The organism is Streptomyces xylophagus (genome assembly GCF_000716435.1).
Lineage (GTDB): Bacteria > Actinomycetota > Actinomycetes > Streptomycetales > Streptomycetaceae > Streptomyces > Streptomyces xylophagus.
Genome location: NZ_JNWO01000034.1, coordinates 1 through 22,825, shown reverse-complemented (window position 1 = coordinate 22,825; position 22,825 = coordinate 1). Strand labels below are relative to the sequence as shown.

Here is a 22,825-nt window from a genome sequence, read left to right as displayed (position 1 = left end):
CACAGACATGCAAACGGGCCGCACGCGCACGCGTGCGGCCCGTTTGCATGTCTGTGCGCATACTGAGGATCACTGGAGGTGTCGTTCAGGGAGTGCTACGGAGTGACGGACGCGGAGGACCGCAAGTCGCAGTCGGACGAGGCCAGGAGTGCGTTCACTGCTCCCCCGGGGGTCGAAGCGGCGGTCACGGCCGTCGACGGGGAGTCTTCTACGACATCCGAGTTCGCCGTTCCGCGCGGGCTCGACGTGGCGGCGGCACCGGCCGTCGACGAGTCGGAGGGGTCGGCGTTCAGTCCGCCCAACACCTACAGCGCCAGAGAGGCGCCGCCCGCCTTCACCCCGCCGACCGGCATCCCTCTCGTCAGCCTCACCAAGGACGTGCCCTGGCAGGACCGGATGCGCACGATGCTGCGGATGCCGGTGACCGAGCGGCCCGCGCCGGAGCCGGTGCAGAAGCAGGACGAGAGCGGGCCCGCAGTACCGCGCGTGCTCGATCTGACGCTCCGCATCGGCGAGTTGCTGCTCGCGGGCGGGGAGGGCGCCGAGGACGTGGAGGCGGCGATGTTCGCGGTCTGCCGCTCCTACGGCCTCGACCGCTGCGAGCCGACCGTCACCTTCACCCTCCTCTCGATCTCCTATCAGCCCTCCCTGGTGGACGATCCGGTGACCGCGTCCCGGACCGTGCGCCGCCGGGGCACCGACTACACGCGGCTCGCGGCCGTGTTCCGGCTGGTCCAGGACCTCAGCGACCCGGAGACGGCGCTCTCCCTGGAGGACGCCTACCGCCGCCTCGCCGAGATGCGGCGCAACCGGCACCCGTACCCCGGCTGGGTCCTCACCGGCGCCAGTGGGCTGCTCGCGGGCGCCGCCTCCGTGCTCGTCGGCGGCGATGTCGTCGTGTTCTTCGCCGCCGCGCTCGGCGCGATGCTCGGGGACCGGCTGGCGTGGCTGTGCGCGGGGCGCGGGCTGCCGGAGTTCTACCAGTTCACGGTCGCCGCGATGCCGCCGGCCGCGATAGGGGTCGCCCTCACGGTCGCCGCCGTCGATGTGAAGGCCTCCGCGGTCATCACCGGTGGGCTGTTCGCGCTGCTGCCCGGGCGGGCGCTGGTGGCGGGCGTGCAGGACGGGCTGACCGGCTTCTACATCACCGCGGCGGCCCGGCTCCTGGAGGTCATGTACTTCTTCGTCGGCATCGTGGGCGGGGTGCTCATCGTCCTGTACTTCGGCGTGAAGCTGGGCGCCGAGCTCAATCCGGACACCGCGCTGAGCATCTCCAAGCGGCCGCTGTGGCAGATCGCCGCGGCCGTCCTGCTGTCGCTGACCTTCGCGGTGCTGTTGCAGCAGGAACGGTCCACCGTGCTGCTGGTGTCCCTCAACGGGGGTGTCGCCTGGTCTGTGTACGGGGCGATGCACTTCGTCGCCGGGATCTCGCCGGTTGCCTCTACGGCCGTGGCGGCGGGGTTGGTCGGGTTGTTCGGGCAGTTGCTGTCGCGGTACCGGTTCGCGTCGGCGTTGCCGTACACGACCGCGGCGATCGGGCCCCTGTTGCCGGGGTCGGCCACATATTTCGGGCTGTTGTCGATCGCTCAGAACGAGGTCGACAAGGGGCTGGTGTCGTTGGCCACGGCGGCGTCTCTCGCCATGGCCATCGCCATCGGGGTGAATCTGGGGTCGGAGATCTCGCGGTTGTTCTTGCGGGTTCCGGGGGCTTCGGCGGGGGCTCGGCGGGCTGCTAAGCGGACTCGGGGGTTCTGATTTCTGAGCGCCTAATAGCTCGGGGGCCTTGTGCGTTGGCGGGTGCGGGTTCGTTGTGGCTGGTCGCGCAGTTCCCCGCGCCCCTAAAGGGGCGCTGCAGCTAGGCCTGCGGATAGCCCTGGTTGTTGTACGGCGGGTACTGCTCGTACTGCTGCTGGTTGCCGTAGGGCTGCTGGTACGGCTGCTGTTGCTGGGGCTGGGCGTAGTACTGGTCGTAGCCGTCGTTCTGGTCGTAACCGTTGTTCTGGTCGTAGCCGTTGTTGTGCTGGGGCTGCTGCTGGGGCTGCTGCTGAGGGGGGTCCACGCGGCGGAGCTGGGTCGTCGAGTCGTCCATGATGACCGGGAACGGCTGGGTCGCGGCCGGGTCGGCCGGCTGCTCCTCGTGCCCCTGGGGGGCCTTCTTGGCCTTGGAGCGGGCGCGCAGGAACTCGATGGCGATCGGGACCACCGAGACGAGGACGATCAGGATCAGGATCAGTTCGATGTTCTTGTTGACGAACTCGATCTTGCCGAGCCAGGAGCCGAGCAGGGTCACGCCCGCGCCCCACAGGACGCCGCCGATGACGTTGAACGTGATGAACGAGCGGTACTTCATGCCGCTGACGCCGGCGATGATCGGCGTGAACGTGCGCACGATGGGCACGAAGCGGGCCAGGACCAGGGACTTGGGGCCGTACTTCTCGAAGAACTCGTGCGCCTTGACCACGTTCTCCTGCTTGAAGAGGCGGGAGTCCGGGCGGTTGAAGAGCGAGGGGCCGACCTTCTTGCCGAAGACGTAGCCCGCCTGGTCGCCGAGGACCGCGGCGACGCAGATCAGCGCGATCGCCGCCCACAGCGGGAAGTCAAGCGTGCCCGCGGTGATCAGCAGACCGCAGGTGAACAGCAGGGAGTCACCCGGCAGGAAGAACCCGATGAGCAGGCCGGACTCCGCGAAGACCACGAGCAGGAGGCCCCAGATTCCGAACCTGTCGAGCATGGTGTTCGGATCGAGCCAGCTCGGGCCGAGGGCGAGCGTCATCACGGTTCCGGGCTCCTGAGGGGTGGAGGGAGGTGCCAGCGTCCAGGTACAGCCGCACAAAGCTATCAACGCGATGTGTCCGCCCCAGGTTCCACCGGTGTCTCCAGGATGCACTGTGCGCCGCATAGGACAAAGCTGTGAGCCATGGGCATCGACGAATACGGCGGCGGCCAGGGGCCGCAGGCCGACGTGCTGGTCGTGACGACGAACGACGTTCCCGGGTACCGGGTCGAGCAGGTGATCGGTGAGGTGTTCGGGCTGACCGTGCGCTCACGGCATCTCGGCAGCCAGATCGGCGCCGGTCTGAAGTCGATGGTCGGCGGTGAGCTGAAGGGGCTCACCAAGACCCTCGTGCAGACCCGCAACCAGGCCATGGAGCGACTGATCGAGCAGGCACGCGCGCGTGGCGCCAATGGCGTCCTGGCGTTCCGTTTCGACGTGACCGAGGCGGCGGACGTGGGCACCGAGGTGTGCGCCTACGGGACGGCGGTGGTGCTGGCCCGGGTGTAGTGGACACCCCCGGGCCAGTCGCCTACTAGGTGCGGCGGGACGCGTTCGCCAGGATCGCGTCCCTGAGGTGCTCGGCCAGACCCGGGGCCATGGAGTCGTAGAACGCCTTGAAGCGCTCGTCGGAGACGTACATCTCGGCGAGGCACACATGCATCTCGTACGCGCACGGGTAGAACCAGCGGTCGATGTGCAGGCGGTGTTCCTCGGCGAGGTCCATCGCCGCCTCGGCGGTGGCGGGTTCGCCGGCGGTCACCAGGGTGGCGTAGCGCTCGCTCCAGGCGTCGACCTCGGCCTGGAGGCGTTTCCAGTCGGCCTTGGTGTAGCGGGCGGCCCTGCGCTGCGACTCGGCGTAGGACTCGGTGCCGCCCCAGCGCTGTTCGGCCTCTTCGGCGTACTGCTCGGGGTCCTTGTCGCCGAAGACCTCGAAGCGTTCCTCGGGGGTGAGGTTGATGCCCATAGTGCGTGCCTCCATGGCGTGCTCCACGGCCTCGGCCATCTTCTGCAGCTTCTCGATCCGGGCGGTCAGCAGCTCGTGCTGCCGGCGCAGATGCGCGCGGGGGTCCGTCTCCGGGTCGTCGAGCAGGGCCGCGACCTCGTCGAGCGGGAAGCCCAACTCCCGGTAGAACAGGATCTGTTGCAGCCGGTCGAGGTCGGCGTCGCCGTAGCGCCGGTGACCCGCGTGGCTGCGCTCGCTCGGGACGAGCAGGCCGATGTCGTCGTAGTGGTGCAACGTGCGCACGGTGACCCCGGCAAATCCGGCGACCTGCCCTACGGAGTAGCTCACTCCCGCTCCCTTCTTGTGTCCGCTCTTGTGTCCGCACTCCACGCTGAGGCCTCACGCCACGTGAGGTACAAGCCCTTTGCCTCCAAGATGTTGGGTCCGTTTTGCCCGCTTATGGTGAGCCCGTGGCCCAGGACAGCGTGCAACAGGCACCCGTTGCCCCTACGACCCCGGCGCGCACCCTGCTGCCGTTGATCGTCCCCGCTCTCGTCGTGGGCGTGCTCGCGAGTCTGCTGTTCCTCGGGGTGAGCGCGGCGGCCGAGCAGCTTCAGCACGTGCTGTGGAAGAACCTGCCCGACGCCCTGGGCATCGGCCGGTACTCGGTGCTGTGGATGCTCGTCATGCTGACGGCCACCGGCATCGCGGTCGGGCTGGTGGTGTGGAAGGTCCCCGGACATGCCGGTCCCGATCCGGCCACCACCGGCCTGGAGGCCGTACCGCTGCCGCCCATGGTGCTGCCAGGTCTCCTGCTGGCGACCGCCCTGATGCTCGCGGGCGGGCCGAGTCTCGGCCCGGAGAACCCGATCATCGCCGTGAACGTGGGGCTCGCGCTGTGGGTGGGACGCAGGCTGGCGCCCAGGGTGCCGGGCGGGGTGTGGGGAGCGCTGGCCGAGTCGGCGACGATCGGGGCGCTGTTCGGCACACCGGTGGCGGCGGCACTGCTCATCTCGGAGGCGCTGGCCAAGCGGCAGACCAAGGGCGCCTTGTGGGACAACGTGTTCGCGCCGCTCGCGGCAGCGTCGGCGGGCGCACTGACGACCACCTTGGTGGCCCATCCGACCTTCGACCTGCACCTGCCCGCGTTCGGCCGCCCGGGATGGGGCGATCTGCTCACTGTCCTAGTACTGGCGCCGCTGGCAGCGGCGCTCGGCATGACGGCCGTCTACCTCTTCCCATACGCCCATGGCGCCTTCTCACGGCTCGGGCACCCCATGCTGGCGCTTCCGGCCGGTGGACTGGTACTGGGCCTTCTGGCGGCCGTGGGCGGCCATCTGACGCTCTTCAAGGGACTGGACGAGGTCGGGGAGCTGGCGGCGGATCCCGAGGGCTGGTCGGCGGGCCAGTTCGCGACGATGACGGTGGTGAAGCTGGCGGCGCTGCTGGTCGCCGCGTCATGCGGCTTCCGGGGCGGCCGGATCTTCCCTTCCGTCTTCATCGGGGTCGCGTTCGGCCTGTTCGCGCACGCGGTCGTACCCGCCGTGGACCCGGCACTCGCGGTCGCCGCAGGCGTACTCGGCATGCTCCTGGCGATCACCAGGCAGGGCTGGGTGAGCCTGTTCACGGCCGCGATCCTGGTGGCTTCGCCAGCGATCCTCGCCCTGCTGTGCATCGCCTCGCTGCCGGCCTGGCTGTTGGTGACCGGGAGGCCTCAGATGCAGTTGCGCGCGGACGGAACTCCGGTCCGCTAGTACCCGTTGGTTCTTTTGATCCTTATCGGAGGCACGCCCATGCCGTTGCACAAAGGTCCCGACCAGCCCGACGAGCGCCCCATGTCCGTGAACCCCTTCTACGGAGAGGCCAATCCGGTCGGCGGCATGACCGAGGCCCCGCCCAAGCACCGGCTCCCGGACACGCCGTTGCCGCCGATGACGGCGGCCCAGCTGGTCCACGACGAGCTGATGCTGGACGGCAACTCCCGCCTGAACCTGGCGACTTTCGTCACCACGTGGATGGAGCCGGAAGCCGGCGTCCTGATGGCGGAGTGCCGGGACAAGAACATGATCGACAAGGACGAGTACCCACGCACGGCGGAGCTGGAGAAACGCTGCGTGGCAATGCTCGCCGACCTCTGGAACGCACCGGACCCCTCAGCCGCCGTCGGCTGCTCGACGACCGGCTCCAGCGAGGCCTGCATGCTCGCCGGAATGGCCCTCAAGCGCCGCTGGATGCAATGCAACAAGGACCGCTACCCGGCCGCCCGCCCGAACCTGGTGATGGGGGTCAACGTCCAGGTCTGCTGGGAGAAGTTCTGCAACTTCTGGGAGGTAGAGGCCCGCCAAGTCCCCATGGAGGGCGACCGCTTCCACCTGAACCCACAAGCAGCGGCCGAGCTGTGCGACGAGAACACGATCGGGGTCGTAGGCATCCTCGGCTCCACCTTCGACGGCTCCTACGAGCCGATCGCCGACCTCTGTGCCGCCCTCGACGCCCTCCAGGAGCGCACGGGCCTCGACATCCCGGTCCACGTGGACGGCGCGTCCGGCGCCATGGTCGCCCCCTTCCTGGACCAGGACCTGATCTGGGACTTCCGCCTCCCGCGCGTGGCCTCGATCAACACCTCGGGACACAAATACGGCCTGGTCTACCCGGGTGTCGGCTGGGCCTTGTGGCGCGACAAAGAAGCCCTCCCCGAGGAACTCGTCTTCCGCGTCAACTACTTGGGCGGCGACATGCCCACCTTCGCCCTCAACTTCTCCCGCCCCGGCGCCCAAGTAGTCGCCCAGTACTACACATTCCTGCGCCTCGGCCGAGAGGGCTACCGCGCCGTACAGCAGTCCACCCGCAACGTGGCCCAAGGCCTGGCCGAACAAGTACAGGCGCTCGGCGACTTCAAACTCCTCACCCGGGGCGACGAGTTGCCGGTCTTCGCCTTCACCACAGGCCCGGACGTCACGGCGTACGACGTGTTCGACGTCTCCCGCCGACTCCGCGAACGCGGCTGGCTGGTCCCGGCATACACCTTCCCGGCCAACCGCCAGGACCTCTCAGTCCTACGGATCGTATGCCGCAACGGCTTCTCGACCGACCTGGCAGAACTGTTCCTCGAAGACCTGCAACTACTCCTCCCCCAGCTGCGAAACCAGCCGTACCCCCTGACCCGAGACAAACAGGCGGCGACGGGCTTCCACCACTAAGACGGCCAGAGCGGACCGTCAGCCGCGTACGGCGAGAAGGGGCCGTGTCGGGGGGTGTCCGCCCGCAGCGGTTGGCGCGTCAACACGAGCACGTTGGTAAGCGACCGATTCCGCGCCGTTCCGAGGACGGACACCCCCCGGCGCGGCCCCGACCCACCACCAAACCGCGGGCGAACCACCCACTGCCGACTCACCCCCCAAGCGCCCGGAACCGCCGCACCGCAAGCGGAAAGAACACCGCGAGCAGCGCCAGCGGCCACGCAACAGCCGCCCACACGTGCCCCGATTCACCGCCGGGCCCGCCAAACAGATCGCGTACCGCCGTGGCGGTCTGGGACATCGGGTTCCACTGCACGACCGTGCCCAGCCAGTCAGGCATGGCCGCCGGGGTAGCCAACGCGTTGGACAGAAACCCGACCGGCCACACGAGGATCTGCACGGCCTGCACCAACTCCGGCCGCCCCGCCACCAGCGCCAGCTGAATCCCGACCCACAACATGGCGAACCGAAAAAGCAACAACAGCCCCACGGCACCCAGGAATTCACCGGGCCCGGCATGCGGACGCCACCCGAGCGCGAGCCCGACCCCGATCAACACGACCAGCCCGATCGCCGACTGCAGCATGTCGGCAGCCGAACGCCCCACCAGCACCGCTCCGTCCGCCATCGGCATGGACCGAAAGCGATCGATCACACCCTTGTTGAGATCCTGCGTGACGCCGACCATCGTGCCCTCCAGCCCGAAGGCCATGGTCAACGCGAGCATCCCGGGAACCAGATAGTCGACGTACTGACCCTCGACCGCCCGACCGCCACCGATCAGATAGCCGAACATCAACAACAGCATCACCGGAAACACAAGACTCACCACGACCTGCACGGGCTGCCGCGCCCAGTGGGCGAGTTCACGCCGGGTCATGGTCCAGGAATCCGTCAGGACATACGCGCTCACGCAGCCACCTCTTCCGCTCCCGTGAGATGCAGGAACACCTCGTCCAAGGTCGGCCGCCGCAACGCCACATCCTCGGCCTGGATCCCGCCCTCCTCCAGCGCCCGTACGACACCGGAGAGCGCCGTCATCCGATCCACAACCGGCGCGCTGAGCAACCGCCGGTCGGCATCGACCCGGATGTCGGCCGCAGGAAGCGGCAACAGGGCGACGGCGGCACCCAGTTGCCCCGCGTCGCGCAGAACGACATCGATACGGTCGCCGCCGGTACGCGACTTCAGCTCGTCCGGAGTGCCGTCGGCGATCACCCGACCCCGGTCAACCACCGAGACCCGGTGGGCGAGTTGGTCGGCCTCCTCCAGGTACTGCGTGGTGAGCAGAACCGTCGTACCGCCGCCGACCAGTGAGCGAACCGCCGACCACACCTCGGCACGGCCGTGCGGATCGAGGCCGGTCGTCGGCTCGTCCAGAAACAGGATCTCCGGATCGGTAACCAGCGAGGCAGCAAGGTCCAGACGGCGCCGCATGCCCCCGCTGTAGGCCCGGACGGGCTTGCGCCCGGTGTCGCCGAGATCGAACCGCTCCAGGAGTTCGTCGGCACGTACGCGCGCGTGGCGGGCGCCGAGATGGTGGAGGCGGGCGAACATCTCCAGGTTCTGCCGACCGCCCAACTCCTCATCCAGAGCGGCGTGTTGACCGAGCAGACCGATGCGGAGGCGAACCGCGCGGGCCTCGGTCAGCACGTCGTGCCCGGCGACCTCGACGCGTCCGGCGTCGGGCCGCAGCAGGGTGGACAGGATGCGGACCAGGGTGGTCTTGCCGGCGCCGTTGGGCCCGAGCACCCCGTGCACGGTGCCGCGAGCGACGACGAGATCCAGCCCGTCCAACGCCTTCTTGGTCCCCTTCCCTCCGTAAGTCTTGTGTGCGTCCTCGACGGTGATCACCGCGTCGGCCACTGAACACATCCCTTCGCTAGTCAAACTTGACTACCCACTCGAAGGCTCCGAAGGTAACGCCGTCGATCGCATTAGTCAAACTTGATTAGCGGGCGTCCCCGGGATGCCGCTCCCCCGTCGCATACGGGTTCTCCACACCGTCCGCCAGAACGCCGACGAACGGCTCGCCCTCCCCCGCGAAGGTGTACGCCCCGCCCTCGATGCGGTCGATCAGCCCCTGGGTCCACGCGGCCTCCGCGTCGGCCGTGTGGATCCAGAGGTTCATGATCTCGCCGATGTGGCCCAGCTGTTCGGGCCCGTCCTCGGGGATGTAGTGCTCGGTGACGGAGGCCCGCCACTGGGCGATACCGCGCGTGCGCTCCTTCAGCAGGGCCACCGCCTCGGCCCTCGGCAGCTCGACGATGAAGCCGATGGCGGCGGACTTGACGTCCATCTGCTGGTCGTACGACGTCAGCGCCTCACGCAGCAGCGTGAAGAACTCCTCGCTGCCCCGGCCGGTGATCTCGTACTCCGTGCGCGGCGGCCCGCCGACCGTGGACGGCGCGACCTCGTGGGCGTGCAGCAGGCCCTGCTTGGCCAGTTGCTTGAGGGCGTGGTAGATCGAGCCGGGCTTGGCGTTGGACCACTCGTGCGCGCCCCAGTACTCGAGGTCGTTGCGCACCTGGTAGCCGTGGGCCCGCCCGTGCTGGCGGACCGCGCCGAGCACGAGGAGACGGATCGCTGACATGGGGCCAGCGTAGAACCCGCGAGGTCAGCCCCCGGTCGTGCCCCGTTCCTTCACGACCAGCTCGTAGGCGGTGGCGCCGTCGAGGGACTCGCGGATGATGTCGGCGTGGCCGGCGTGCCGGGCGGTCTCGCGGATCAGGTGCAGGCAGAGCCAGCGCACGGAGACGCGGCCCTCCGGCGGGAACCAGGGCTCGCTCGGGACCGGGAAGGTGTCGTCGAGGCTCGGCACCGAGCGGATGTACGCCTCGGTCTCGGCGGCGACCTTCTCCCAGTAGGCCAGCTGCGACTCTACGGTCTCGCCGTCGACCAGCTGGAACGTCTCGTGCCAGTTGGCCTGGTCACGCTGGACGGCCGGCGGTTCCTGCTTCGCCCGCGCGATCCAGCCCTGCTCGACGTCGGCGACATGCTTGAGCAGCCCGGAGAGGGAGAGCCCGCTCGCGCTCGGCTTGCTCGCGGCCTGTTCCTCGGTCAGCCCGAGCAACGACCTGCGGATACCGCCCCGTTGGTCCTCGATGAACGTGAGCAGCGACCCGCGCTCGTCGCCCTGTGCGTCCGCAGGTACATGCGTGACCATGGCCTTCGCCTTTCGCCGGTGCCGGCCGGGAGCCTGTCCCCCTGCCCGACGTCGATGAAGCTACGGGCCATCGAGGTCAGGTTCTGTCCTCGATGGCCCGCCGGAAGCACATGTCTAGAACCGGAAGCACATGTCTAGAACGGGAACCCGCTCCGCCCGTGCTGCACCGAGATCCACTTCAGGCTGGTGAACGCGTCCAGCATCGACTCGCCGTTGAGGCGGCCGAGGCCGGAGGACTTCTCGCCGCCGAAGGGGACGATCGGCTCGTCGTGGACGGTGCCGTCGTTGACGTGGAACATGCCCGTGTCGATCTGCTTGGCGAAGTTGACGCCGCGCTCGATGTCACCGGTGTGGACGGCGCCGCTGAGGCCGTAGGGCGTGTCGTTCACGAGGGCCACCGCCTCCTCCTCGCCGTCGAAGGTGATGAGGAAGGCGACCGGGCCGAAGACCTCCTGGCGGAGGAGGTCCGAGTCGGCGGGGAGGTCGGTGAGGACCGAGGGGGCGACCAGGTTGTCGGTCGTCGTGCCGTGGACCAGAGCCGTCGCACCCTCGGCGATCGCCTGCTCGACGACACCCGAAAGGGCGTCCGCCTGCTGAGAGTTGATGACCGGGCCGATGACCGTCTGGGGGTCGCGGGGGTCGCCGACCTTGAGGGACTTGACCTTGGTGACGAACTTCTCGGTGAACTCGTCGGCGATCGCGCGGTCGACCAGGACACGGTTCGCGGCCATGCAGACCTGGCCCTGGTGGACGTAGCGGCTGAAGACCGCCGCGTCGACCGCGTAGTCGATGTCGGCGTCGTCGAGGACCACGAGGGCGCTGTTGCCGCCGAGTTCGAGGACCGCGCGCTTGAAGTGCGAGGCGCAGACGGTCGCGACGTGGCGGCCGACCTTGTCGGAGCCGGTGAAGGAGATGACCTTCGGGATCGGGTGCTCGATGAAGGCGTCGCCGATCTCCGCGATGTCGGTGATGACGACGTTGAGCAGACCGCCGGGCAGGCCCGCGTCCTCGAAGATCTTCGCGACCAGGGAGCCGCCGACGATCGGGGTGTTCTGGTGCGGCTTGAGGACCACGCCGTTGCCCAACGCCAGTGCGGGGGCCACCGACTTGAGGGAGAGCAGGAGCGGGAAGTTGAAGGGGCTGATCACGCCGACCACGCCCACCGGGACGGTGTAGACGCGGTTCTCCTTGCCGTCGACCGGCGAGGGGATGATCTTTCCCTGGGGGCGCAGCGCGAGGTGGATCGCCTCGCGCAGGAACTCCTTGACGAGGTGCAGCTCGAAGCCGGCCTTCAGGAACGTGCCGCCGAGTTCGGCGACGATCACCTCGGCGATCTCCTGCTCGCGGTCCTCGATGATCCGCAGCGCCTTCTCGAACACCGCACGGCGGGCGTAGGGGTTGGTCGCGGCCCACTTCTTCTGGGCGCGGGCGGCCGCCTGGTACGCCTCGTCGACCTCGTCGACCGTGGCTATGGTGATCGACGCGAGCTTCTCGCCGTCGTACGGGTTGAAGTCGATGATGTCCCAGGAGCCGGTGCCCGGGCGCCACTCACCGTCGATGTACTGCTGAGCCAGGTCGGTGAAGTAGGACGACATGTGTGATCCCTCAATCGCTAGCAGACACGATCAACAGCAGACCCGATCATCGATCATCACGGTCTGATCACACGTCATCGTACTTGTGTTTCAAGAGAGTTGGAGCAGTCCCCGGAGAAGATCCCGGCTCTCGTCCGGGCCCGGGCTGTCCTGCTGGAGCTCCTTGAGCGCCTTCTCGTACTGGCCGACGTCCTCGGACTTGTCCAGGTACAGCGCGCTGGTGAGCTGCTCCAGATAGACGACGTCGGAGAGGTCGGACTCCGGGAAGGAGAGGATCGTGAAGGCGCCGGACTCGCCGGCGTGACCGCCGAAGCCGAACGGCATGACCTGGAGCCGGACGTTGGGGTGTTCGGAGACGTCGATCAGGTGCTGGAGCTGACCGCGCATCACCTCGCGGTCGCCGTACGGGCGGCGCAGGGCGGCCTCGTCCAGGACGATGTGGAAGTCCGGGGCGTTCTCGTTCACCAGGTACTTCTGCCGCTCCAGGCGCAGCGCCACACGGCGTTCCACGTCGGCCTCGCTGGCGCCCTTCATGCCGCGCCGGACGACCGCGCGGGCGTAGGCCTCGGTCTGCAGCAGTCCGTGGACGAACTGCACCTCGTAGACACGGATGAGGGAAGCGGCGCCCTCAAGGCCCACATAGGTGGGGAACCAACTGGGCAGGACGTCCGAGTAACTGTGCCACCAGCCCGCTACGTTGGCCTCCTTCGCGAGGGAGAGGAGTGAGATGCGCTCCGCCTCGTCCGTGATGCCGTACAGCGTCAACAGGTCCTCGACATCCCGCGTCTTGAAGCTCACTCGCCCCAGCTCCATGCGACTGATCTTGGATTCGGAGGCGCGGATCGAGTATCCCGCGGCCTCGCGGGTGATTCCGCGTGCTTCCCGCAGCCGCCTGAGTTGCGAGCCGAGCAGCATCCGCCGCACCACCGATCCGGGCTCTCCCGCGCTCACGTTCGTCAAGCCTCCCCAACCGTCTTCAGGGGCCGCAGTCTGCCACTAAAACACTTCGAGCAGTACTCGTTCGATTACAGAAATGGAAAGAAGAGGCTCCTGTTCACAGGAAGTTGTCAGGAAGACGTCAGCAAGATGCAAGGTCCGGGGCCGAGATCGGCGCGAAGTTGGCGGAAAAAATGGCCAACAAGCGGTACGGGAGGGTCCAATTCGGTCAGCTGCACGTGCATCTGCCCTTGCATCTGCTGTACGCATCCGAAACCATGGTCTCGCGCCACCGCTGCATCGCAACGACCGCGAATTCCCGGGAGTGCCTCGCATGGGGACGAATGGATCGACCATGCTCGAGCCGTTACGGCAGGGCCTTCCACCGCTGGACCCGTCAACCGTGTCCAGCGCCGCCTCTTGTGCTCTGCCCGCCCGCTACGAAGCGGTGCGCGAGGCACGGCAGTTCACCCGTCGCACGCTCGACCAGTGGGACATAGGCGACCGCTTCGACGACGTCTGCCTGGTGGTCTCCGAACTGGTCACCAACGCGCTGCGGCATGCCCTGCCGGCCAACACCACGCGCGCGCCCGAGCAGAACCCGCCCGTGCGGCTGCACTTGATGCGGTGGACCGAGCGGCTGGTGTGCGCGGTGCGCGACCCCAGTCACGACAGCCCCATCGCCTGCGAGTCGGAGGACTTCTCGGCGGAGTCGGGCCGCGGCCTGTTCCTCGTCGACTCGTTCAGCGACGGCTGGGGCTGGCACCCGCTGGCCGGCACGCTCAGCGGCAAGGTGGTCTGGGCGCTGTTCCGACTCCAGGGCGAGCCGGCGCAGAACAACGCGTGAGGAACCGCGGCACTTTTTCGGGCCGCGGTTCTACGCGCGTTGTCGTCGCGTGGGTGTATCGGTCGGACAGGCCCTAACCCACTATCAGGTGGTCGAACTCGCCGTCCTTGATGCCCAGGAGCATCGCCTCGATCTCGGCGCGCGTGTAGACCAGCGCCGGACCGTCGGGGAACCGCGAGTTGCGCACCGCGACGTCTCCGTCGGGCAGCCTCGCGAACTCCACGCAGGAGCCCTGCGAGTTGCTGTGCCTGCTCTTCTGCCAGGCCACTCCGTCCAGCTGCGTGGCAGCCATGCCGTTGTACACGTCGAACCCCAAGTACACGCTGTCAACGCGGTGGTCCACAGGTCGCTCCCGGTTGTGCACTGGCTGGTGTGGCCATTGATGCAGTGGTCAACTGTTCCGGATCATAGCCCTGTTCATGTGCAGATGCATGAGCAGATGCACGTGCACGGGGCGTGGTCCTCCGGTTACAGCTTTGACGACTGCTTTACCGATGCCGTTCCAGCGTCTGCCCCAGTCCGTGCGGGACATGTGCTTCCGCTACTTCCGCACAGAACATGCACTAGTGAAGACGCGTACCGGGGCGCGGGTGTTCCGGGAGCGGGCGGCTATCGGGTCGCGTACGGCAACAATGCCATCTCCCGGGCGTTCTTGATCGCAGCGGCCAACTGCCTTTGCTGCTGGGCCGATACGCCGGTGACCCGGCGGCTGCGGATCTTGCCGCGGTCGGAGACGAACTTCCGCAGCAGGTCGGTGTCCTTGTAGTCGATGTACGTCACTCCGGCCGCGTCCAGGGGGTTACGGCGGGACTTGGTCGGCCTGCGCTCGGGCTTGCGGGGCACGGTCAGATCTCCAGGAGGGTGTCGAAGGCGGGCGGGAGGCGTTTCCAGGCGGCGCGTCCGGCGGCGTACTCGGTGTCGGTCAACAGGCAGGACTCCAGGAGCTGTTCGAGTCCGTCGCGGTCCAGGCCGGGCGAGGTGAAGACGAGGTGCTGACAGCAGTCGCCGTGCTCCGGATGCCAGTCCAGCGCGGCGGCGGCACGACGCACCGGCGGCACCAACTCCCAGGCGGCGTCCGGCAATGACGCCAGCCAAGGCCCCGCGCTCTCCACACACAGAGCACCGCCCGCCGCGTCCCAGTGCAGCAACGAGTCGGGCTTGTCGGCGAGCCAGAACCGCCCCCGGCTGCGGGCGGCGGCACAGGTCAGATCCTCCAACGCGTCGTACAGCCGCTCCGGGTGGAAGGGCCGGCACCGATGCCAGACGAACGTGGACACACCGTGGTTGTCGGCCTCGACGGGGAGGAGGGCGCAGGCGGGGTGTTGGGCGGCGGCAGCGGCTTCTACGTCGAAACCGGCGAGGGCGGCGGATGCCAGTGGGCTGCGCGGGGGTTGGGGGGAGCTCGGCGAGTTGCGGTGCGGGGGTGGGGTGGAGTCCCCTGAGTCGCCATGCGGGGGCTGGTCGGGGCCTGCCAAGTCACCGTGCGGGGATTGGGCGGGGCCCACCAGGTCGCCGCGCGCAGGCTGGGCGGAGCCCGCCAAGTCCTGGCGCGGGGGCGAGGCGGAGCTCGCCGAGTCACCATGTGCGGGCGGGGCAGCGTCCGCCAGATCGCCGGGCGGAAGCGAGGCAGAACACGCCGAGCCACCATGCGCAGGCCAGACAGAGTCCGCCAGGTCGCCGTGCGGAGGCTGGGTACCCGTCAAGCCATCGCGCGGGAGTGAGGCGGAGTCCGCAGGGTCCCCGTGTAGAGGTGGCGCGGTGCCCGCCGAGTTGCCGGGCGCAGGCTGGGCGGAGCCCTCCAAGTCGCCGCGAGTAGGCGGGGCAGAGTCCGCCAGGTCGCCGTGCGGAGGCGGGGCGGAGTCCTCCAAGTCGCCCTGCGGAGGCTGGGTGGAGCCCGTCAAGTCGTCGCGCTCGATGGCATCCCACCTCAAGTCACCTTGCCCAAGCGGGATTTGGCGTGCCGTCGGGTGCAACTGGCCCAGTAGCTCGCGGTCTTCGTCGTCGGCCTGGTCGGAGTCGAGGACGGCGAGGACGGGGGCGTACTCCAGCTGGCGGGCGAAGGTGTCCGCGATCGTGCGCTGGTCCGTGGCCGCCGCTGCGAGGCCGGCTGTGGAGAGGTCGTCGCCGTTGCCCAGATATGGAAGAAGCAGTGCTGCGTCGACTGCCGTGATGACGCCGGTGAGCGTCAGGCCGCCGGACGCGATTACCTCGGCCATCGCCTTGGGTTCGACGGAGTCCCACAACTCGACGATGGCAAGCGGGACTTGACCGGACGAGGCCAGTCGGCGGAGTTCCGGGACCAGGTCCTCGCGGAGCGCGCAGCACGCGCAGTCGTTGACGAGGGGGGTCTCGACGAGGGAGAGGATGCCGGTGGCGTCCCTGGTCGTGCGGACGACGACGCCCGCCGCCGCCGTAGCGAGGTCGTGGTGGAGTACGACGCTGCCGGGGACGTCGTGGAGGAGTTGGGCGACGGTCGCTCTGCGGGCGTCGGCGTGCAGGCCGGCGACGATCGCGACGGAGAGGTCGGGCACGGTCAGTCCTGCTTCCCGTACCGGCGCTCGAAGCGCTCCACGCGGCCGGCCGTGTCCAGGACGCGGGCCGTGCCGGTGTAGAAGGGGTGGCTGATGTCGGAAATCTCGACGTCCACTACGGGGTACGTGTTGCCGTCCTCCCACTCGATCGTCTTCGCGCTCGTCATCGTCGAGCGGGTGAGGAAGGCGTGGTTCGCGGCGCGGTCACGGAAGACGACCGGGCCGTAGGGCGGGTGGATGTTCTCGCGCATCTCGGTCAGCGCTCCTCTCGGAAGTCGACGTGGCGGGCGACGACCGGGTCGTACTTGCGCAGGGTCAGGCGGTCGGGGTCGTTGCGGCGGTTCTTGCGGGTCACGTAGGTGTAGCCGGTGCCGGCGGTGGACCGGAGCTTGATGACCGGGCGGAGTTCGTTGCGAGCCATGCTGGTACCTTACTGAAAATGAATTCCATTAGCAGCATCGGCTACGGCCCCGATCGAGGAGAGGTACGTCACTCGTGTCCGCCCACTGCATGCTGACCGGCACCCGGCCCGGTTTCGGCAACCGCATCTCCCGCTCCCACCGGCGCACCTCGCGCCGCTTCGACCCGAACATCCAGTCCAAGCGCTACTGGCTGCCAGGCGAGGGCCGTTACGTACGGCTGCGGCTGAGCACCAAGGGGATCAAGACCGTCGACGCGATCGGCGTCGAGACGGCCGTGGCCAGGATCCGTGCCCGGGGGGTGCGGATCTGATGGCGAAGAAGAGCAAGGTCGCGAAGAACGAACAGCGGCAGCGGGTTGTCGCGCGGTATGCCGCGCGCCGGGCCGAGTTGAAGGAGATCATCCGGCGGCCCGGCTCCAGCGAGGCCGAACGGGCCGCTGCCCAGCGGGAGTTGCGTGGTCAGCCGCGTGACGCCAGCGCCACCCGGGTGCGCAACCGCGACCAGGTCGACGGACGGCCCCGCGGCTACTTCCGCGCCTTCGGGCTGTCCCGGGTGAATCTGCGCGGGCAGGCTCACAGCGGATACCTACCCGGCGTTCGTAAATCCTCCTGGTAGCCCCTGGTAGCTTGCTGCGGTCGTCCCGGCCAAGGCCGACCGGGCGGCCGTCCGGCTACAGCTTGGGAGCTACCAGTGACTACGGCGAATTCGACGGTGTCGGCCGGGTCGACCGTGTCGACGGTGTCGACGGTACGGATCGTGGCCGCGGCCGCTGGTCTGGCGGGCGTGCTTGTACTGACCGCGTGCAGTGGTGGCGACTCGACGGACGATTCCTCGTCCACGCCGAGCGCGTCCGTGACCTCGAGCGCGACCGCGACCTCGACCGCGGATACCGGGGGTTCCACCGGCAGCAGTCCGTCGGCCGCGTCCGACGGGCTGCAGGGCAGCTGGCTCGCCACGACCGACGGCAAGGCCGTGGCGCTGGTGATCACCGGTAAGGAGGCCGGGCTCTTCACCACCGGGGGGAGTGTGTGCAGCGGGACCGCCGGTGAGGAGGCGGGTATGCAGATGATCCATCTCACGTGCACGGACGGCAGCAAGGCCCGGGCTAGCGGAATGGTCGGCTCCGTCAGTAAGTCGGGCCTTGCGGTCACCTGGTCGGGGAGTCTCGGGAAGGAGACCTACACCCGGGCGGAGGGCGGGAAGCTGCCGTCCGGGCTGGCTACGGCGAGCGTCGGGTCGTAGCGGATCGACGGCCTCGGCTTCGCCTTCGGCCGCCTTTGTGTTCCCACCCGCACCGCCCGTGCGGGTTTCGTCGTCGACTGCGGGTGGCCCCTGTGGGGCGGGTTCGCCGTCGGCGGGCGCGGGTGCTCCGTGGCCGGTGGGGGCGGCTGCGGCAGGTCCGTCGCCTTCGCGCGCGCCCTCCGTGACGGCTTCGCCGCCACTGCGTGCGCTGTTTGTGGCGGGTTCGTCGTCGGGTGCGGGTGGTCCCAGCGGGGCGGGCTCGCCGTCGGCGGCTTGCGGTGGGGCGGGGGTGGGGGCGGCATCTTCGGTGCCGGAGGCAGGTCGTGCTCGAGGCAGGTCGTAGCAGAGCCCAGCCGTAGCGGAGCCCTGCCGTGCCGTACCCCAGTCGTGCCAAAGGCCAGTCGTGCCATGGCCGGGTCTTGCCACAGGCCCGTCGTGCCGTTGCCCGGTTGTGCCGGAGGCCAGTCGTGCCGGAGGCCAGTCGTGCCGTAACCCGGTCTTACCCGAACCCCGTCGTGTCGGCGGAGTGTCCTCCCGTGCGGGATGATCCCCTCATGCGCACCATTTCCCTCGCCGTCACCGCCCTCGCGTCGGCCCTGCTCCTGACCGCCTGCAACGGCAGTGGTGGTGGCTCGGCCGACAGCAAGAACGGCTCCGCCTGCTCGTTCGACGGAGTCGGTGTCCAGGTCGGGCCCGCCAGTACCGCTCCGTCCGCCGGTGACACGGGCGAGGTTCCCGTGTCGATCACCAACCAGAGCAAGCCGTGCACGCTGGACGGCTTCCCCGGTGCCTCCCTGGAGGCCGGCGGCACGAAGGTCGCCCTCGCCACACAGAAGGGTGCCAAGGCGCAGAAGCTGAAGCTCGCCAAGGGCGACGCGGCGTCCTTCACCATCACCTACGTACGCGGCGCGGCGGGCGGCAAGCTGAGCCTGGCCGCGACGAAGCTGGTCCTCACCCTGCCCGGCAGCAGCGACACCGCGAGCTACAAGTGGTCGTACGGCCCCGTCCAGGGCAAGACCTCCGTGAGCGACTCGGACGCCTCGGTCAGCGCCTTCACGCAGGCCGGTGACTGAACAACTCCCGTCAGTCGAGCGGTGGGCGGGCCCTCACCTGTGCCCGGTCCGCCGCCTCGGCGCCCTCCGTCCAGCCCGCCTCGTCGGTGATCCCGCGCAGGCGGGTCGTGGTCGTCTCCGGAAACATCTCGTCGACGCGGTCGGTGACGGCGACCTCGCGGGTGGCGAGCACCGGGAGCAGGTCGTCGGTCACCTGTGTCTCGGCGGCCTGCGCCAGCCGGTCCCCGATGCGGTGGGCATAGGCCGCGAGGAAGGACTGCCGGAAGGTCTTGGTCCGCCTGCGGCCACCCGCCCGCTGGGCCGCCTCCGCCCGCGTCATCGCGGTCGTGGCCTGCACGAGGAGTGAGGTGTAGAGGAGCTCGACCACCTCCAGATCGCCCTCGAAGCCGACGACGGTCGAGAAACCGTAGGCCTCGTTCCACACGGCCCGGCAGTGGTTCGCGCCGGCGACCGCGTCCAGCAGCACCGCCTTCGCCTGCTCGTACGGCGCCTCGACCCCGATCCGGCACGCGCCGGGCGCGTCCTTCGCCGGCGCCTGCGCGTCGAGCAGCGCCTCGTCGATACTGTGCCGCGCCATCAACTCCTGCGCCTTGGCGCTCAACGCCTCCGCCTCCTCCGGGAACCCGGTCGCCTCCGCCTTCGCGAGCAGCGCGCGGATCCGGGTGAGCATGCGGGAGGCGGGACGGCGGCTGTCGTGCCGTTTCGGTTCGTCCAGGGGTTCGAGACTCGGCAGGCGCAGCAGCAGACGGTACAGCTCCAGCACGGTGGTGGCGTGCGTGAACCGGTCCGTGCGGGGTGGCTCCTCGGGGCTCAGGTCGTCGAGTTGGGCGGACCAGCGGGGGCCGCGCGCCCGGTCGTCCGGCGCCTGCGCGCGGATCAGCGCCGACACGAGTCGTACGTGGACGTCGTCCAGGTCGCGCCGCACCAGTCGTACGACATCTGCGGGCTGCCATCCGCGCCGCCAGGCCGCCGCCACGAACTCCCGTCCGCGCCGGGCCAGTTCGGCGTCCGACGCGGGGTCGGCGGCGAGGATCGAGGCGCCCGCGTCTAGGGCGTCGTGGGTGTCGGTGTAGAGGGCGGCCTCGAAGGCGCGCTCGACGGTGCCGGTCGTGCTGCTCACCCGTCGATCGTGTCATGGGACGGCGGGGGTCTTCGGGTGGGTAGGGCTGGGCCCACCTCCGGGACGCCCGCTGGTGGTCGTGTCCGCGCGGGCCGGACGCGGTGCGATGGGGGCATGACACAGACAGTCGTACGGATTCGGGGGCTACGGCGTCACTACGGCGACGTCCGCGCCCTCGACGGGGTGGACCTGGACTTCGGCACCGGGACGTTCACGGCGGTGATGGGGCCGTCCGGGTCGGGGAAGTCGACGCTGTTGCAGTGCGCGGCGGTGCTGGAACGGCCCGACGGCGGGACCGTGACCGTGGACGGGGTGGAGCTGGCCGCGCTGGGCGAACGGCGGCGGACGCTGTTGCGGAGGGAGCGGATCGGGTTCGTCTTCCAGTCCTTCAATCTCCTCCCCTCCCTCACCGCCGCACAGAACGTGGCGTTGCCACTACGGCTGGCCGGGCGTCGTCCCTCGCGCGGGGCCGTGCGCGAGGCGCTGCAGCGGGTGGGGCTGGCGGAGCGGGCCGGGCACCGGCCGTCGCAGCTGTCCGGTGGGCAGCAGCAACGGGTTGCCTTGGCGCGGGCGCTGATCACGCGCCCGGCGGTGCTGTTCGGGGACGAGCCGACGGGGGCGCTGGACACCGTCACCAGTCGTCAAGTGCTCCTGCTGCTGCGGGAGTTGGTGGACGGGGGCTGTGATGGGAGCGGGGGCGGGCAGACGACGGTCCTGGTCACGCACGATCCGGTGGCCGCTTCGTACGCCGACCGGGTCGTATTCCTCGTCGACGGGCGGGTGAGCGGGGAGTTGCGCGCGCCGTCCGCCGCCGAGGTGGCGGCGCGCCTGACGGATCTGGAGGGCGTGCCGTGCTGATCCTGATCCTGTCGTCGTTGCGTACCCGGTGGGTCTCGCTGCTCGGTTCCTTCGTCGCCGTGGCGCTCGGTGTCGCGGTGATGGCCTCGACGGTCGCGGGGCTCGCCTCGGCGGTCGGTGCGTCGGGCCGGGCGCCGGAACGGTTCGCGTCCTCGCCGGTCGTGGTGATGGGCCGGGACACGCTGACGGTGGAGGTGCGGCGGGGTCCGTCCACCGCCCGGGTGTCGAAGAAGCTCGCTCATCCACACCCTGTGGACAACCAACTCCTGGCCGACTTGCGGGCGTTGGGACCGGTGAAGATGGACGGCGGCGGGCGGCGGGACGCGGTCGGGGTCGACGCACCGGTCGGCGCCGTGCGGGCGGTGGTGGGTGGGCGGGCGCGTGTGCTGACGGGGAGTTCGCGCCGGCTCGCCGATCCGGCCGCGGCGCGTGACGCCCAGCAGTTGGTGTCCGTCGTCGCGCTGCTCGGCACGGCCGCCGGGGTCACCGGTTTCGTGTCCGCGTTCGTCACGGCGTCGACCTTCGCCTTCGTGATCGCCCTGCGGAGAAGGGAGTTGGGGCTGCTGCGGATGGCGGGGGCGACTCCGGGTCAGGTACGGCGGACGCTGCTCGGGGAGGCGGGGGTGGTGGGCGTCGTGGCATCGGCGGCCGGTTGCGCGCTGGGGGTGTGGGCGGCGCCCTGGTTGGTGCGGGCGCTGGTCGAGGGCGGGGTGGCGCCGACGTGGTTCACGCTGCGGGAGGAGGTGCGCTGGCCGTACGAAGTCGCCTTCGGGGCGGGGGTGTTGGTGGCGCTCACCGGGGCGTGGACGGGGGCGCGACGGGCCGGGCGGGTGGGGCCGGCGGAGGCGTTGCGGGAGGCGGCGGTGGACACAGGGGTGCTGCCGTGGTCACGTCGGCTGATCGGCGGGCTGCTGCTGGCGGCCGGACTGGCCCTGCTCGCCCGGTCGTTGTGGACGGACCCGGCGGACCTGCTGAAACGGAAGACGTACACGACCCAGCCGATGATCCTCATCACGGCGGTGGCCGCGCTGGCACCGGCGCTGGTGGGCCCTGTCGTACGACTGCTGGTGCGGTTGCCGGGGGCCTGTGGGCTGCTGATCCGCGAGAACGCGGCCACTTCGGTGCGGCGAACTGCCGCTGTCGCGGCGCCTGTTCTGGTGACGGTGGCACTGGCGGGTTCGTTGCTGGGGTCGGCGTGGACGGTCGCGGGGGCGCGGGCGGCGGAGGCGCGGGAGCGGACTCGGGCGCAAATCGTCGTCACGGGTGAGGGGTTGAAGGTGCCGGGGGTGCCGGGGGTGTCGGGGGTGTCGGGAGCAGCGGGGGTTCCAGGGATTCCGGGGGCAGTCGTTTCCGCGTCCGCCTCGACTGCGGTCTTCGTACGGGAGGGCGGTACCGCTCTCATCCGGTCCGATGCCCGTGCCGTGCGGGATGTGCGGGCGTTCGCCGAGGTCACGCGGTTGCCGGTGGTCGCCGGTGACGTAAGGGAGTTGGACGACCGCTCGATCGTCGTGAACGAGGAGTGGGAGCGGCACACGGTCGGCACGTGGGTGCGGGTGTGGCTCGGGGACGGGCGGGCGACCCGGCTGCGGATCGTGGCGGTGCTGGCGCGCGGGACCGGGGACAACGGCGCATATGTGACGGCGGCGAACGCGGCGGGGGCGGGGGTGGATCGGCTGGACGTACGGGTCAGAGACGGCGGGGCTGCTGAACGGGCGCGGGTGGTGGCCGAGTTGAGGGCGTCCGGGGGGACTGTGCGGAGTGCGGGGGCGTGGTTGGCGGAGGCGTATCCGCGGATGGGGGTGTGGGGTGGCGGGGGTGGTCAGGGCGGGGATCGGACTCGGCTCGGGTTGTTCGTGGTGTTGGGCATCTCCCTTATATACGGGGGGATTTCGCTCGCCACGACGCTGTTGATGGCGATGTCCGCGCGGGGTGTGGAACTGCGGTCACTGAGGCTCGCGGGGGCTACTCGGGTGCAGGTGCTGGGAGTTGTGGTGGGCGAGGCGATAGTGGCCGTGGGGGCTGTCTCTTATACACATCTGACGCTGCCGACGACTCCTTACGTGTAGATCTCGGTGGT

At 69.5% G+C, this 22,825-nt stretch carries 25 protein-coding genes; 11 read left to right on the top strand and 14 right to left on the bottom strand.

Annotation, left to right across the window (positions count from 1 at the left end; all coding sequences use genetic code 11):
- Window positions 1–102: 102 nt before the first annotated feature.
- Window positions 103–1,755 carry a threonine/serine exporter family protein gene (locus OO70_RS44390; protein ID WP_043685305.1) on the top strand — a complete coding sequence of 551 codons (1,653 nt, stop codon included), beginning with the start codon at window positions 103–105 and terminating at the stop codon, window positions 1,753–1,755.
- 100 nt (window positions 1,756–1,855) lie between these two features.
- Here OO70_RS44390 and OO70_RS44385 read toward each other — a convergent pair whose 3' ends face one another.
- Window positions 1,856–2,773, bottom strand: a complete 918-nt coding sequence (locus OO70_RS44385) for a DedA family protein (RefSeq protein WP_407702893.1) — start codon at window positions 2,771–2,773, stop codon at window positions 1,856–1,858.
- A gap of 144 nt (window positions 2,774–2,917) precedes the next feature.
- Here OO70_RS44385 and OO70_RS44380 point away from each other — a divergent pair, with 144 nt between their 5' ends.
- Window positions 2,918–3,283: a YbjQ family protein gene (locus OO70_RS44380; RefSeq protein WP_043685301.1), complete on the top strand. Its 366-nt coding sequence runs from the start codon at window positions 2,918–2,920 to the stop codon at window positions 3,281–3,283.
- A 25-nt stretch (window positions 3,284–3,308) separates the two neighbouring features.
- On the opposite strand, the gene OO70_RS44375 is transcribed toward OO70_RS44380, so the two are convergent.
- Entirely contained in the window at window positions 3,309–4,067 is a 759-nt protein-coding gene (locus tag OO70_RS44375; RefSeq protein WP_043685298.1) for a MerR family transcriptional regulator, read from the bottom strand.
- 122 nt (window positions 4,068–4,189) lie between these two features.
- Here OO70_RS44375 and OO70_RS44370 point away from each other — a divergent pair, with 122 nt between their 5' ends.
- Both OO70_RS44370 and OO70_RS44365 read left to right on the top strand, forming a co-directional pair.
- Window positions 4,190–5,473 carry an ion channel protein gene (locus tag OO70_RS44370; RefSeq protein WP_043685296.1) on the top strand — a complete coding sequence of 428 codons (1,284 nt, stop codon included), beginning with the start codon at window positions 4,190–4,192 and terminating at the stop codon, window positions 5,471–5,473.
- Between the two features lie 39 nt (window positions 5,474–5,512).
- Window positions 5,513–6,919, top strand: coding sequence for a glutamate decarboxylase (locus tag OO70_RS44365; protein ID WP_043685293.1), 1,407 nt, complete (start codon window positions 5,513–5,515; stop codon window positions 6,917–6,919).
- A gap of 190 nt (window positions 6,920–7,109) precedes the next feature.
- On the opposite strand, the gene OO70_RS44360 is transcribed toward OO70_RS44365, so the two are convergent.
- From OO70_RS44360 to OO70_RS44335, 6 genes are all read right to left on the bottom strand, one after another.
- On the bottom strand, window positions 7,110–7,871 hold the full coding sequence (locus tag OO70_RS44360) for an ABC transporter permease (protein WP_043685290.1): 762 nt from the start codon (window positions 7,869–7,871) through the stop codon (window positions 7,110–7,112).
- Window positions 7,868–8,824 carry a daunorubicin resistance protein DrrA family ABC transporter ATP-binding protein gene (locus OO70_RS44355; RefSeq protein WP_043685288.1) on the bottom strand — a complete coding sequence of 319 codons (957 nt, stop codon included), beginning with the start codon at window positions 8,822–8,824 and terminating at the stop codon, window positions 7,868–7,870. Before OO70_RS44355 ends, OO70_RS44360 begins: the two co-directional genes overlap by 4 nt.
- A gap of 85 nt (window positions 8,825–8,909) precedes the next feature.
- On the bottom strand, window positions 8,910–9,551 hold the full coding sequence (locus OO70_RS44350) for a PadR family transcriptional regulator (protein ID WP_043685285.1): 642 nt from the start codon (window positions 9,549–9,551) through the stop codon (window positions 8,910–8,912).
- Window positions 9,552–9,575: 24 nt separating this feature from the next.
- The gene (locus tag OO70_RS44345; protein ID WP_043685282.1) at window positions 9,576–10,124 is read right to left on the bottom strand and encodes a DinB family protein; all 549 of its coding nucleotides are present in this window, start codon (window positions 10,122–10,124) and stop codon (window positions 9,576–9,578) included.
- A gap of 134 nt (window positions 10,125–10,258) precedes the next feature.
- A complete protein-coding gene (locus OO70_RS44340; protein WP_043685279.1) occupies window positions 10,259–11,719 on the bottom strand; it encodes an aldehyde dehydrogenase family protein in 1,461 nt (486 codons plus the stop codon).
- Between the two features lie 90 nt (window positions 11,720–11,809).
- Window positions 11,810–12,634 carry a helix-turn-helix domain-containing protein gene (locus OO70_RS44335; RefSeq protein ID WP_051742186.1) on the bottom strand — a complete coding sequence of 275 codons (825 nt, stop codon included), beginning with the start codon at window positions 12,632–12,634 and terminating at the stop codon, window positions 11,810–11,812.
- Between the two features lie 376 nt (window positions 12,635–13,010).
- Here OO70_RS44335 and OO70_RS44330 point away from each other — a divergent pair, with 376 nt between their 5' ends.
- A complete protein-coding gene (locus OO70_RS44330; RefSeq protein WP_051742184.1) occupies window positions 13,011–13,502 on the top strand; it encodes an ATP-binding protein in 492 nt (163 codons plus the stop codon).
- 73 nt (window positions 13,503–13,575) lie between these two features.
- Here OO70_RS44330 and OO70_RS44325 read toward each other — a convergent pair whose 3' ends face one another.
- The 5 genes from OO70_RS44325 to rpmG form a co-directional block, all read right to left on the bottom strand.
- Window positions 13,576–13,794 carry a DUF397 domain-containing protein gene (locus tag OO70_RS44325; protein WP_051742194.1) on the bottom strand — a complete coding sequence of 73 codons (219 nt, stop codon included), beginning with the start codon at window positions 13,792–13,794 and terminating at the stop codon, window positions 13,576–13,578.
- 317 nt (window positions 13,795–14,111) lie between these two features.
- The gene (gene rpsR, locus OO70_RS44320; RefSeq protein WP_043685271.1) at window positions 14,112–14,345 is read right to left on the bottom strand and encodes a 30S ribosomal protein S18; all 234 of its coding nucleotides are present in this window, start codon (window positions 14,343–14,345) and stop codon (window positions 14,112–14,114) included.
- 2 nt (window positions 14,346–14,347) lie between these two features.
- Complete coding sequence (locus OO70_RS53205; RefSeq protein ID WP_043685269.1) at window positions 14,348–16,033, bottom strand: CobW family GTP-binding protein; 1,686 nt, start codon at window positions 16,031–16,033, stop codon at window positions 14,348–14,350.
- A 2-nt stretch (window positions 16,034–16,035) separates the two neighbouring features.
- Entirely contained in the window at window positions 16,036–16,284 is a 249-nt protein-coding gene (locus OO70_RS44310) for a type B 50S ribosomal protein L31 (RefSeq protein ID WP_043685266.1), read from the bottom strand.
- Window positions 16,285–16,289: 5 nt separating this feature from the next.
- The gene (gene rpmG, locus OO70_RS44305) at window positions 16,290–16,454 is read right to left on the bottom strand and encodes a 50S ribosomal protein L33 (RefSeq protein ID WP_043685264.1); all 165 of its coding nucleotides are present in this window, start codon (window positions 16,452–16,454) and stop codon (window positions 16,290–16,292) included.
- 74 nt (window positions 16,455–16,528) lie between these two features.
- On the opposite strand from rpmG, the gene rpmB reads away from it, so the two are divergent.
- The 4 genes from rpmB (at window position 16,529) to OO70_RS44285 (ending at window position 18,770) form a co-directional block, all read left to right on the top strand.
- Window positions 16,529–16,765: a 50S ribosomal protein L28 gene (gene rpmB / locus OO70_RS44300; protein WP_043685261.1), complete on the top strand. Its 237-nt coding sequence runs from the start codon at window positions 16,529–16,531 to the stop codon at window positions 16,763–16,765.
- The gene (rpsN, locus tag OO70_RS44295) at window positions 16,765–17,070 is read left to right on the top strand and encodes a 30S ribosomal protein S14 (protein ID WP_043685258.1); all 306 of its coding nucleotides are present in this window, start codon (window positions 16,765–16,767) and stop codon (window positions 17,068–17,070) included. Before rpmB ends, rpsN begins: the two co-directional genes overlap by 1 nt.
- A gap of 75 nt (window positions 17,071–17,145) precedes the next feature.
- Complete coding sequence (locus tag OO70_RS44290; RefSeq protein WP_234337083.1) at window positions 17,146–17,697, top strand: hypothetical protein; 552 nt, start codon at window positions 17,146–17,148, stop codon at window positions 17,695–17,697.
- A gap of 554 nt (window positions 17,698–18,251) precedes the next feature.
- On the top strand, window positions 18,252–18,770 hold the full coding sequence (locus OO70_RS44285) for a DUF4232 domain-containing protein (RefSeq protein ID WP_043685255.1): 519 nt from the start codon (window positions 18,252–18,254) through the stop codon (window positions 18,768–18,770).
- A gap of 10 nt (window positions 18,771–18,780) precedes the next feature.
- Here the strand turns inward: OO70_RS44285 and OO70_RS44280 are convergent, their stop codons facing one another.
- Window positions 18,781–19,890 carry a DUF2786 domain-containing protein gene (locus OO70_RS44280; protein WP_043685253.1) on the bottom strand — a complete coding sequence of 370 codons (1,110 nt, stop codon included), beginning with the start codon at window positions 19,888–19,890 and terminating at the stop codon, window positions 18,781–18,783.
- A 114-nt stretch (window positions 19,891–20,004) separates the two neighbouring features.
- On the opposite strand from OO70_RS44280, the gene OO70_RS44275 reads away from it, so the two are divergent.
- Together OO70_RS44275 and OO70_RS44270 are read left to right on the top strand one after the other, a co-directional pair.
- The gene (locus OO70_RS44275) at window positions 20,005–20,748 is read left to right on the top strand and encodes an ABC transporter ATP-binding protein (protein WP_043685250.1); all 744 of its coding nucleotides are present in this window, start codon (window positions 20,005–20,007) and stop codon (window positions 20,746–20,748) included.
- A complete protein-coding gene (locus OO70_RS44270) occupies window positions 20,742–22,814 on the top strand; it encodes an FtsX-like permease family protein (protein WP_324604910.1) in 2,073 nt (690 codons plus the stop codon). Before OO70_RS44275 ends, OO70_RS44270 begins: the two co-directional genes overlap by 7 nt.
- The last annotated feature ends 11 nt before the right edge of the window (window positions 22,815–22,825 follow it).

Bases quoted from the DNA above. Each gene is read 5' to 3' on its own strand.
- OO70_RS44385 (WP_407702893.1), bottom strand. From the start codon at position 2,773: ATGACGCTCGCCCTCGGCCCGAGCTGGCTCGATCCGAACACCATGCTC.
- OO70_RS44380 (WP_043685301.1), top strand. From the start codon at position 2,918: ATGGGCATCGACGAATACGGCGGCGGCCAGGGGCCGCAGGCCGACGTG.
- OO70_RS44365 (WP_043685293.1), top strand. From the start codon at position 5,513: ATGCCGTTGCACAAAGGTCCCGACCAGCCCGACGAGCGCCCCATGTCC.
- OO70_RS44350 (WP_043685285.1), bottom strand. From the start codon at position 9,551: ATGTCAGCGATCCGTCTCCTCGTGCTCGGCGCGGTCCGCCAGCACGGG.
- OO70_RS44345 (WP_043685282.1), bottom strand. From the start codon at position 10,124: ATGGTCACGCATGTACCTGCGGACGCACAGGGCGACGAGCGCGGGTCG.
- OO70_RS44340 (WP_043685279.1), bottom strand. From the start codon at position 11,719: ATGTCGTCCTACTTCACCGACCTGGCTCAGCAGTACATCGACGGTGAG.
- OO70_RS44335 (WP_051742186.1), bottom strand. From the start codon at position 12,634: ATGCTGCTCGGCTCGCAACTCAGGCGGCTGCGGGAAGCACGCGGAATC.
- OO70_RS44330 (WP_051742184.1), top strand. From the start codon at position 13,011: ATGCTCGAGCCGTTACGGCAGGGCCTTCCACCGCTGGACCCGTCAACC.
- OO70_RS44325 (WP_051742194.1), bottom strand. From the start codon at position 13,794: ATGGCTGCCACGCAGCTGGACGGAGTGGCCTGGCAGAAGAGCAGGCAC.
- OO70_RS44310 (WP_043685266.1), bottom strand. From the start codon at position 16,284: ATGCGCGAGAACATCCACCCGCCCTACGGCCCGGTCGTCTTCCGTGAC.
- rpmG (WP_043685264.1), bottom strand. From the start codon at position 16,454: ATGGCTCGCAACGAACTCCGCCCGGTCATCAAGCTCCGGTCCACCGCC.
- rpsN (WP_043685258.1), top strand. From the start codon at position 16,765: ATGGCGAAGAAGAGCAAGGTCGCGAAGAACGAACAGCGGCAGCGGGTT.
- OO70_RS44285 (WP_043685255.1), top strand. From the start codon at position 18,252: ATGCGCACCATTTCCCTCGCCGTCACCGCCCTCGCGTCGGCCCTGCTC.
- OO70_RS44275 (WP_043685250.1), top strand. From the start codon at position 20,005: ATGACACAGACAGTCGTACGGATTCGGGGGCTACGGCGTCACTACGGC.